The organism is Fretibacterium fastidiosum (genome assembly GCF_000210715.1).
In the GTDB taxonomy this organism is placed as follows: domain Bacteria; phylum Synergistota; class Synergistia; order Synergistales; family Aminobacteriaceae; genus Fretibacterium; species Fretibacterium fastidiosum.
On record NC_021038.1, the window covers coordinates 42,371 to 51,744 of the forward strand.

At 65.6% G+C, this 9,374-nt stretch carries 11 protein-coding genes, 1 tRNA gene and 1 riboswitch; all 12 genes read right to left on the reverse strand.

The features are described 5' to 3' along the window. The coding region (locus tag SY1_RS00210; RefSeq protein ID WP_208872453.1) for a DUF3798 domain-containing protein at positions 1–294 on the reverse strand (294 nt) is incomplete at its 3' end. Between the two features lie 5 nt (positions 295–299). Then, a riboswitch (THF riboswitch) is annotated at positions 300–393 on the reverse strand. 208 nt (positions 394–601) lie between these two features. Beyond that, positions 602–1,018, reverse strand: a complete 417-nt coding sequence (locus tag SY1_RS00215) for a GNAT family N-acetyltransferase (RefSeq protein WP_015555786.1) — start codon at positions 1,016–1,018, stop codon at positions 602–604. Between the two features lie 50 nt (positions 1,019–1,068). Next, complete coding sequence (locus SY1_RS00220) at positions 1,069–2,193, reverse strand: DUF3084 domain-containing protein (protein ID WP_208872454.1); 1,125 nt, start codon at positions 2,191–2,193, stop codon at positions 1,069–1,071. A 204-nt stretch (positions 2,194–2,397) separates the two neighbouring features. Continuing rightward, positions 2,398–2,952, reverse strand: coding sequence for an aminoacyl-tRNA hydrolase (gene pth / locus SY1_RS00225; protein ID WP_208872455.1), 555 nt, complete (start codon positions 2,950–2,952; stop codon positions 2,398–2,400). A gap of 23 nt (positions 2,953–2,975) precedes the next feature. After that, the gene (locus SY1_RS00230; RefSeq protein WP_015555787.1) at positions 2,976–3,626 is read right to left on the reverse strand and encodes a 50S ribosomal protein L25; all 651 of its coding nucleotides are present in this window, start codon (positions 3,624–3,626) and stop codon (positions 2,976–2,978) included. Between the two features lie 111 nt (positions 3,627–3,737). Next, entirely contained in the window at positions 3,738–4,697 is a 960-nt protein-coding gene (locus tag SY1_RS00235; protein ID WP_015555788.1) for a ribose-phosphate diphosphokinase, read from the reverse strand. Between the two features lie 23 nt (positions 4,698–4,720). Further along, positions 4,721–6,067, reverse strand: coding sequence for a bifunctional UDP-N-acetylglucosamine diphosphorylase/glucosamine-1-phosphate N-acetyltransferase GlmU (gene glmU, locus SY1_RS00240; protein ID WP_208873923.1), 1,347 nt, complete (start codon positions 6,065–6,067; stop codon positions 4,721–4,723). 92 nt (positions 6,068–6,159) lie between these two features. Then, positions 6,160–6,233, reverse strand: a tRNA-Gln gene (locus SY1_RS00245). A 126-nt stretch (positions 6,234–6,359) separates the two neighbouring features. Then, positions 6,360–7,259, reverse strand: a complete 900-nt coding sequence (locus SY1_RS00250; RefSeq protein WP_208872456.1) for a J domain-containing protein — start codon at positions 7,257–7,259, stop codon at positions 6,360–6,362. A 53-nt stretch (positions 7,260–7,312) separates the two neighbouring features. Beyond that, complete coding sequence (locus SY1_RS00255; RefSeq protein WP_015555789.1) at positions 7,313–7,801, reverse strand: QueT transporter family protein; 489 nt, start codon at positions 7,799–7,801, stop codon at positions 7,313–7,315. A gap of 358 nt (positions 7,802–8,159) precedes the next feature. Further along, complete coding sequence (locus SY1_RS00260; RefSeq protein WP_015555790.1) at positions 8,160–8,930, reverse strand: GNAT family N-acetyltransferase; 771 nt, start codon at positions 8,928–8,930, stop codon at positions 8,160–8,162. 18 nt (positions 8,931–8,948) lie between these two features. Continuing rightward, positions 8,949–9,374: hypothetical protein (locus SY1_RS00265; protein ID WP_208872457.1), on the reverse strand; the 426-nt coding region annotated here is incomplete at its 5' end.

Sequence of the window (9,374 nt, forward strand, 5' to 3'; positions counted from 1 at the left end):
CATGCCCCCGCGTTTGGTGCTGCCGTATTGGTTGATCAGGCTCTCGGCGCCGCGGGTGGCGTCCTCGGTCGCCGAGACGGTGCCGGTCATGATGCCGATGTGGAAATCGGCCTGGGCCAGGGCGGGGCTCGAGAGGACGGTCGAGAGCAGGAGCGCAGCCAGGAGGAGTGCCCCGCCGGGGCGGGGGAGGGGAATACGGGAACGGACGTGTTGCATGACGATCACCTCATCATTGATGGAGGCGAACAAAAAGAGCACTGTCCTCGACAGCGCTCCGCGATGAGTGTAGCTCAAACCTCAACAGCGGACGCGACCATGCACCGTACGATCCCTCGTTTCGTTCCACAGCGACATCCCATCTGCAGACACTTGACGCGCATGGCCTACTCTGTTTGCAGCCTTCGTAAATTGCCCTAATCATTATAAAGAGGAAAGGGAGGAGATGTCAACGGAGTCCGCCGGTCCCCAATCCACAGGAAGTGTAAATGCAGTGTAAGTCGATGAAGCCGTCAGAGGAAGTTTTAAAAAAATCGGCTCTTCCGGCCCTCCTCTGCCGTCAAAACTGACAGCCCGTGAGCGCCAGCAAACGGCTGCCGGAAGATCAGGAGTACTCGATCGGACAGCGCATGAGCATCATCAGGCCCCGCTGCGTCTCAAAGCCCCGGCCCCTGAGGAAGCGCATCCACCCGGTGGTGTAGGCCATGACGATGGGGATGTTGCGGATGGCCGGGTGGGTCAGGGCGTAGTCCGCCAGGGCGCCCCCCAGCCCACGACCCTGGTGCGCGGGGTGCACGATGACGTCCCACAGGGACGCCCTGTAGACGAAATCCGTGATGATCCGGCAGAACCCCACGAGTTTGTCGTCGTGCCGGGCCGAGAAGCAGAGGCTCGTCCCGTCGATCATGGCCTGGATCCCCTCGACGGAGCGGCTGTGTCCCCACTCCGTGTAACGATAAAGGCTCTGGAGCTCCCGCGCGTTCACCGCCAATTTGCTGTCGTAGAAAAGGTAGTCCTCCATATCGGCCTCCGTCCCTCATGGGGCCCTTGTGTCTGGGGCCGCGCTGCGGCTCATTCTTGAAAGGAAAGTCGAACGTTGACCGGCCCCTCGGTGTGGATGTCCCCCGACGCCAGGCCGTTGACGATGACGGGCGCGTGGATGGACCTCAACGCCTCCACGGCGTCGAAGAACTCCTCGCCTCGAAGCGTGCCGACGTTGTTCGTGGCCGGGTCCGGGAGCACGCCCTCGTGGATGGCGCTCATCTTCAGATCGCGCAGGAAGCCGTGCAGCGCCTCCTCCGCGTCGAAGTCCTGGGCCTGAGCGTTGTACACCCGTCGGTAGATGACGTCGCCGTCGGAATAGATCAGGAGGCTCCTGCCCGCCTCAAAGCGCACGCTCACCTCCTCGCCGAAGGCCACGTTCTCGCGGGAGATGGCGCGGACGTAGAGGCGGTCCGGCGCGTCCTCAAGCCGCTTCAGCAGGGAAGCCTCCTCCACCGGATCGAACGTGACGGAGACGCCCCGCGGGGTTGACGGCAGGAGCTCCGACATCCGCACCAGGACCGCGACACGGGCTCTCTGCTTGAGGTCCTCCAACTCCTTTCGGGCCTCCGCCTCGGACGTGCCCGGTTCAAAGGCCCCCTGGGCCAGGAGGACGTTGGCGCTCAGGGCGATCGACCCGCTGCGCATGGTGCGAAGCGCCTGCTTCAGCTGCTCCGACTCGTCCCTCAGGCCCTGGACGGAGGCGGTCAGGTCGGACTTCTCCTGCTCCAGGAGCAGGCGGTCGTTGCGAAGGGAGTCCAGGTCCAGCCGGGCGAGGTCCAGGCTTGCCGTGGTGACCTGCATCCTCACCTGCTGTTCGGCGAGCGCCTCCTGGGCCTGGTCGGCGATCTCCTGGCTCTGGTTCAGCTGAAAGCGCAGGTCCAGGAGCTGCTGTTGAATGTAGTTCATGCTGAAGAGGGCGGTGCGCACGTCCTGGGAGAACGCGGAGAGCACCCCAAGGACGATCACGGTGATGACCCCGCCCGTGATGGCGGTGATCAGGCGGCTGGTGTGCTTGGGGCGCAGGCCGAAGATGGATATCCTCTGCTTCCCGTACCGGAACCCAAGGACGTCCCCCAGAAAGGCCAGCGCAGCGCTGCCCAGGATCAGGGATAAGATCAAAAACCAGTTGGCGCCGGAACCGGAAAAATTCAACGGTGAGCTCTCCTTCGCTGTCAAACGATGCGCGGTCCGCGCGGCGGGGATCGAGAAGCCTTTTAACGATACTCTGAAAATTATAGCGACGGAGCGCGGGCGCGTCCTCTTTGTTTTCGCCTATTTCGCAGCGGCTCAGCGGGGAACGGAAAAGGGGACGGGCAACCCCGTCCCCTACACGGCAAACGAAAGAGAGCTGACGGCTCAAGGGGCCGAAGGGCCGTTCACCTTCGACATCGCCTTCTGGACGTCCATGGTGAGCCAGGCCTCGACGGCCTCCTCCACGCGGTCCAGGACGGAGGGCAGGAGCTCGCGCTCCTCGGCGGTCAGGTGCCCCAGAACGCGGCTCACCATGCTGCCCGGACCGCTGCCCAGGCCGATGCGCAGGCGCGGGACCGAGAGCGTCCCCAGGGCGCCCAGGACGGATGCCAGGCCGTTGTGCCCTCCCGCGCTGCCCTGAGCCCGCAGCCTGAGCCCCCCGTAGGGAAGCGCCAGGTCGTCGTAGACGATCAGGACGTCCTCCGGGGCAAGTTTGTAGAAGTCGAAAGCCTCCCGCACCGACTGTCCGCTGAGGTTCATGAAGGTCAGCGGCTTCAGGAGGACGCCGAAGCCGGCGCGCCAGAACTCCCCGCGAAACTTCAGCTGCGGCTTCCCCAGTCCGAAGCGCTGCGCCAGATGGTCCACGGACAGCCAGCCCATGTTGTGCCGCGTGAAGGCATACTCTTCGCCTGGGTTGCCCAGCCCCGCTATCAACTTCATGGGAGCTTGGTCCAAAGGGGCGTTTACTCGGACTTCTCCCCGTCGCCCTCCGCTTCCCTGGCCGCCTTGCCCTTGGCCACGACCTCGACGTCAGCGGGCTCTTCGCCCTCCGCCGCTGCGGACTCCCCGACGCCCCTCGACATGACGACGACGGCCACGATCTCATCCGGATCGGCCTTGAGCTCGACGCCCTCCGGCAGAGCCAGGTCGCGCACATGGATGGCGTCGCCGATCTGAAGCGCGGAGACGTCAACGGTGAGCACGTCTGGAATGTTCATGGGCAGGGTCTCCACCTCCACCTCCCGCAGCGTCTCGAGGACGCCGCCGTCCTTGACGCCGGGCGCGCTCTCGCGGCCGAGGACCTCGATGGGAATGTTGACCGTGATCTTGCGGCCCTTGATCAGGCGCAGGAAGTCCACGTGCAGGGGGCAGTCCGTAAGGGGGTTGACCTGCACCTCGCGGATGATGCACATCTCCTCCGTGCCGTCCGGCAGCGTCACGTTCAGGCGCATGGACTCCCAACGGCCCGTGGCCAGGATGCGCTCGACGTCCCGGGTCTTCAACTTGCCCTGGACGGACTTCTCCATCTGGGGCCCGTAGAAGATGCAGGGCGTGTACCCCTTCCTGCGAAGCCTCCCGTTCGCTCCCTTGCCGGTTTCCTCTCTGGGCTCCATCACTAGCGTTACTCGCTCAGACACACTCAACAGCTCCTTTGCAAACTCAAAAGTATGTCGCCCCTCCTGGGGCGGACAGGACAAGATTATACAACAGCCCTGGGCTTCAGGTTAATTGTCGAAGAGGCTGCTCACGGACCGCTCGCTGTGGACCCTCATGATGGCCTCCGCGAAGAGCGGCGCGATGGACAGCTGTTGCACCCTGGAGGAACGCTTGGCCTCCGGCATGGGGATCGTGTCGGAGAAGATCAGCTTCTCGATGACGGACTTCTCGATGCGCTCCATCGCCGGCCCCGACAGGACCGCGTGGGTCGCGCAGGCGAAGACCCGCCGGCAGCCCCGCTCCTTCAGGCCGGCGGCCGCGTTGCAGATCGTGCCCGCCGTGTCGATGATGTCGTCCACCAGGATGGCCGTCTTGCCCTCCACCTCTCCGATGATGTCCATGACCTCCGAGACGTTGGCCACCTCGTGGGAGCGGCGCTTGTCCACGATGGCGAGGTCCGACTTCAGCATGATCGCGAAGCTGCGGGCCCGCGAGACGCCCCCCACGTCGGGGGAGACCACGACGACCTCGCCCTTTGGAATCTCCTCCGACAGGCTGTCGCGGAAGTAGGACGCGAGAAGGGGCATCCCGGTCAGGTGATCGACGGGGATGTCGAAGAAGCCCTGAATCTGCCCTGCATGCAGGTCCGCCGTGATCACGCGGTCCACGCCGCTGTGGGTCAGGAGGTTCGCGACGAGTTTCGCCGTAATGGGCTCACGCGGCTTGGTCTTGCGATCCTGACGAGCGTAGCCGAAATAGGGGATGACGGCGTTCACGCGGTAGGCCGAGGCCCGCTTGAAGGCGTCCGACATGATCCACAGCTGAATCAGGTTGTCGTTGGCGGGCTCACAGGTGGGCTGCACCACGAAGACGTCCGCGCCCCGCACGCTCTCGTCCAACGAGAGCCCCAGCTCGCCGTCCGAGAAACGATAGTGCCTCGCGGCGGAGAGCCGGACGCCCAACTCGCTGCAGATGCGTTTGGCAAAATCCGGATGCGCCGTACCCGAAAAAATCTTGAGATCCTTCATTCCTGACACGCTCCTACCCCTGCTCAATCCTTAGCCCTACGGGATGCCCAGCCGTCGATGTTGCGCTGACGCGCGCGCCCCACGCCCAAAGCGCCATCGGGAACGGGACCCGTGATCACGGACCCCGCGGCCGTAGCCGCGCCGTTCCCCATGGTCACGGGAGCCACAAACATGGTGTCCGATCCGACGAAACAGTGGTCCCCAATCTTCGTCGGATGCTTTTCCCTGCCGTCGTAGTTGCAGGTGATCGTCCCCGCGCCGATGTTGACGCCCAGGCCCAACGTCGCGTCACCGAGGTAGGACAGGTGAGGCACCTTGCTCCCCTGCCCCACCGTGGTCCTCTTCAGCTCCACGAACTTTCCGGCGAAGGCGCGTTCCGCAAGACAGCACCCATCCCGAATGTAGACGAAGGGCCCGGCCTTCGAGAAGTCCTTCATTTCGCTGTCCTCGATCAGCACGTGCGCCGCAAGCGTCACCCCGCGGCCCAGCACCGCGTTCGTCAGGATGGAGCCGGACCCGATGAAGGACCCCTCGCCCACCCGGCTGCGCCCCCACAGCTGGACGTTCGGCATCAACACGACGTCCTGCGCCAGCTCGACGTCCGGGCCGATCCAGGCCGAGGCGGGGTCCGCCATCCTCACGCCGCGCTCCATCCAGAACGCGGCGATTCGGTCCCGCATCAGGGCCGAGGCGCGGGCCAGCTCCGCCTGCGTGTTGACGCCCATCATCTCCTCCTCCGGCATCGGGTAGGCCTCGACGCGGCACCCCTCCTCCGCCATCAGGGACAGGGCGTCCGGAAGGTAGTACTCGCCCTGCGCGTTGCGGTTCTCGATGCGCCCGATCACGCCCCTGAGGGCGCTTGTCCGAAAGACGTAACAGCCGGCGTTCACCTCGTTCACCCTGCGCTGTTCGGCGGAGGCGTCCCGATATTCCACGACGCGCACCCCCGACTCGCTGCGGAGGACGCGGCCGTAGGCTCCAGGGTCGCGCGCGACGAAGCTGATGACGGCGCAGTCCGGGCCCTCCGTCCGGCAGCGTTCCAGGAGGGACCGCAGGCTCTCCGGCCTCATCATCGGGAGGTCCCCATTGAGGACGACGACCGTCTCGAACCGCTCCCACCAGCCCATCGCCGTGCGCACCGCGTGCGCCGTGCCCAGCTGCTCCCGCTGCCACAGGACCTCGACCTCCGGGAAGCACTCCTTCAGGTGGGCCTCGACCTGCTCGCCCCCCGAACCGACCAGGACCGCCGTCGCCTCCGCGCCACAGGAGGCGGCGCTCCGCAGCAGGTAATCCAGCATCGGTCGGTCCAGTACCGGATGCAGCACCTTAGGAAGCGCGCTCCTCATTCGAGTGCCCTTTCCCGCGGCCATCACAAGAACGCCCAAGTTCTTCACGCCCTCACCCCACTCGTGGACGGACAAAAAACAAGCGGGATATCTCCCCGCTCGTCAGGAATTCAATTTGGCTGGGGTGGCTGGATTCGAACCAGCGATGACGGAGCCAAAGTCCGTTGCCTTGCCGCTTGGCTACACCCCAAACGTGCGCCCGGACGCTGTTTGCAAGACGGCGCCGGCAGCATGAAACGATTAATTATTGCCCAAAGCCCCCCGAACGTCAAGGTCCGTTCACGGGCCCACCAGAGCGCCCAAAGGGTTCAAGACGTCAGTCACGGGAGGCGACCAGCGCCAGGAGGGCACAGATCAGGGCGTAGGGGCCTCCCCACACCAGGCCTCCCGACTCCAGGGGGAAAAACCAGGGCGCCCACCAGCCATAGAGCACGCCCAGCGGGCAGGACGAGATCGCGGCCGCGACGAGGGGCCAGTGGCTCGCCTCCGAGAACCACCGGCGCAGCCAGAAGAGCAGACCCCAGAAGGACAGCCAGAACAAGCTCCCGAAGAGCAGCGAGGAGATGAACGCCTTCAGCAGGGTCCTGACGGCAAAGGGCTCCGGCAGCAGGAAGAGGGCTGCAGCCATCAGGAGCGGGAAGGACAGAAAGAGCGCCCACGTGACGCTCCTCTTCTCGAAGTAGCTGCTGAACTCCTCCTGCTGCTTCCGGCGCCTCCCCTCCGCCGCCCGCTGGCGCTCCGTCTCCTGATGGGATGAGCGGATCACCGTCTGCCAGGGCCTGCGGGACGATTGAAAGCTCGTTCCAGCCCCTCTAACGCCCTGAGGGCGCTGGAATCCCGCCCCCTGCGTCCCCGCGGCCTGCCCCTGAAAGGGCGAACCCGGCCCGCCTGAGGAAAAGGGGGACGAGGGCTGAGCGGAATGGGACGGGAAGGGGGATTGGGCAAAGGGGTTGCCTCCCCCCATGGTCCCGCCACCATAGGCGCCCCCTCCCTGCTGGCCGAAGCCAAGGCTTTGATCGTACATGCGGCGGCTGGCGGCCCCGCGGAGGACGTTCCACGCCACAAGGACCTCCTCGAAGAGCTCGAGGGCCTGAGGACTGGCGTTGACGTCAGGGGCGTAGAGCTTCACCATGCGCCGGAACGCGGCCTTGATCTGCTCTGCGGAAGCCGTCGGCTCGACGCCGAGGATCATGTAATAATTTTTATAGGTATCCAAGGCACACTTCCTCCTAAAGCTGCAACTTCTGCCGGCGGTCTCGACCGTTCTCCCTAACGGTCGGATGGGATGCCGGCACCGTGCCTCCCACACAGGATGCCCTGCCGTATGAGCGCTCTCATCAGGGGAATCCCAACCAAAAAACAGGCTCCAGCCTCACCCGCGCCGACGTAGAGGGCAGTCAGCCCCAGGGGCGCCCCCGCGACGAGGTGAAGCATGCCCCCCACCACGATCGCGTTTACCAGCACGGGCGCCAAGGCGCCCAGCCAAAGGTTGGAGGCCCTTCGCGTCAGCACCGCGGCCAGGAGGGTGGCGCAGGAACCCGCCGCCATGTCGATCAAACCGTACCCGCCAAAGGCGTTGGCCACAAAACAGCCCACAAAGAGCCCCGGCACCGCCTCCGGCAGATAGAGTGGGAGGAGCGTCAGGGCCTCCGCGACGCGAAACTGGACCGGCCCGTAGGACAGGGGGGCCACCGCGACGGTCAGGACGGCGTACAGGGCGGCGATCATCGCGCCCGAAGCCAGAGTTCTCGTCTTCATTCTCAACCCACTCCCCCATCCCATGCATTAACCTTGATATTATATAGCGTCAAGCGGAATTTTTCGCTTGTTTTTTAAGCCGATTCCACAATTTTCTCAGGAAAGCGAGGAGCTGGGACTGACGGCCCGTGAGCGTCAGCGAACGGCTGCCGGAAGGCTCCCCGAAGGGGGGAGGGGTTTTGGGGCTTGAAAAGCGACCCCTCCGGCCCTTCGGGCCACCTCCCCTTACAGGGGAGGCAAAAAAGAGGCGCGTTTTTCCGGCCCCCCTGCAAGGGGGGCTGCCCCGAAGGGGCTGGGACTGAAAGGGACCCATACGGTTGACAGTTCTCAGCGACTTAATCAGTGTTTCCTTAGAGCCTCAGAACACGTCGTCGGAGTTGGAGAAGAGGGGGATCGCCCCGTGGGACTCGAAGCCCGCCGCCCGATAGAAGGGCACGCCGGCCGGCGTCGCCTGGAGGACGATCCGCTCCGTCCCCAGCTCCTTCGCCGCGCGAAGGACCTCCCCCATCATGGCCATGGCCGCGCCGCGCCTGCGATACCCCGGCAGCACCGCGAAGTAGTACACGCCAAGCGACGCAGCAAAGGGAGACAGGAGGAACGTCCCCACGGCCTCCTCCCCCGCCATGGCCGCCCCAAGCCTCAGGGGCGAGTCCGCCATGGCCTCCGCCCCGTTCAACGCGGACACGGGAACGGGAGGCTCGCCGCCAAAGGCCAGCCACGCGACGCTCGCCCACCGCAGCGCCTCCTCGCGGGTCCTCACGGTCCGGAAGGTCAGCTCCTTCCCCCCGCGTCCCCGGATCGGCGTCGGCGGAAGGCTCATCACCTCGAGCTGCCCCGCCTCCTTCAGCCCCGCTGCACGCAGCGTTTCCGCCGCCTCGCAGTCCCCGGGCAGCGGCCACACGAAGGGCAGGCCCCTGTCTCCAAAGAAGCGCAGGGCCGCCTCCGCCCGCTCCTGCGTCACGAGGTCCGGCTGAAGCCAGACCCAGTTCTCCGACGCGGACCTGGAGCGCGTGGAGAGGCAGAAGCCCCCTTCCGGGGACAGGTCCATGGCCTCCGAGGCGGAAAGCCCCCGCAGCACGTCCAGAAAGGCCCCAAGGTTGCTCCACACGGCGCCAAAGCAGTCGTTCATCTCCGCTCCTCCTGCGTCCTATCGGGCCCCGGCGTCGGGACAGAGCAGCACTCGCTCATCCGCCCGCCTCAAGGCGGAGATCAAATCGTCCAGACGCCGCAGCCCGTCCGGACCGGCACCCTCGACCTTCGCGTCCAGGAGCCTCAGGTCCACCCGCTCCCCTGCGGCGAACAAGTCCGAGAGCCCCCAGGCCAGGGAGAGGGCTGCGTCCTCCGCCCCATGGTTCAGCGTCAATGGGGCCTCGCCGGGCGTCAGGACCCTCATGCCGGCCTCGGTGCGGCGGGCGTTGGCACACTCCAGGACCGCGCTGAAGACCAGCTCGCTCAGCTCGCGCCGGACGTCTCCGCCGCTCAAGCTCAGCTCAAGGTCCCAGAGGCGCAGGTGCAGACCTTCGCAAAACTCCCATACAGCTTCACCGATGCCGAATCCCTGGGCAGGGCGAGG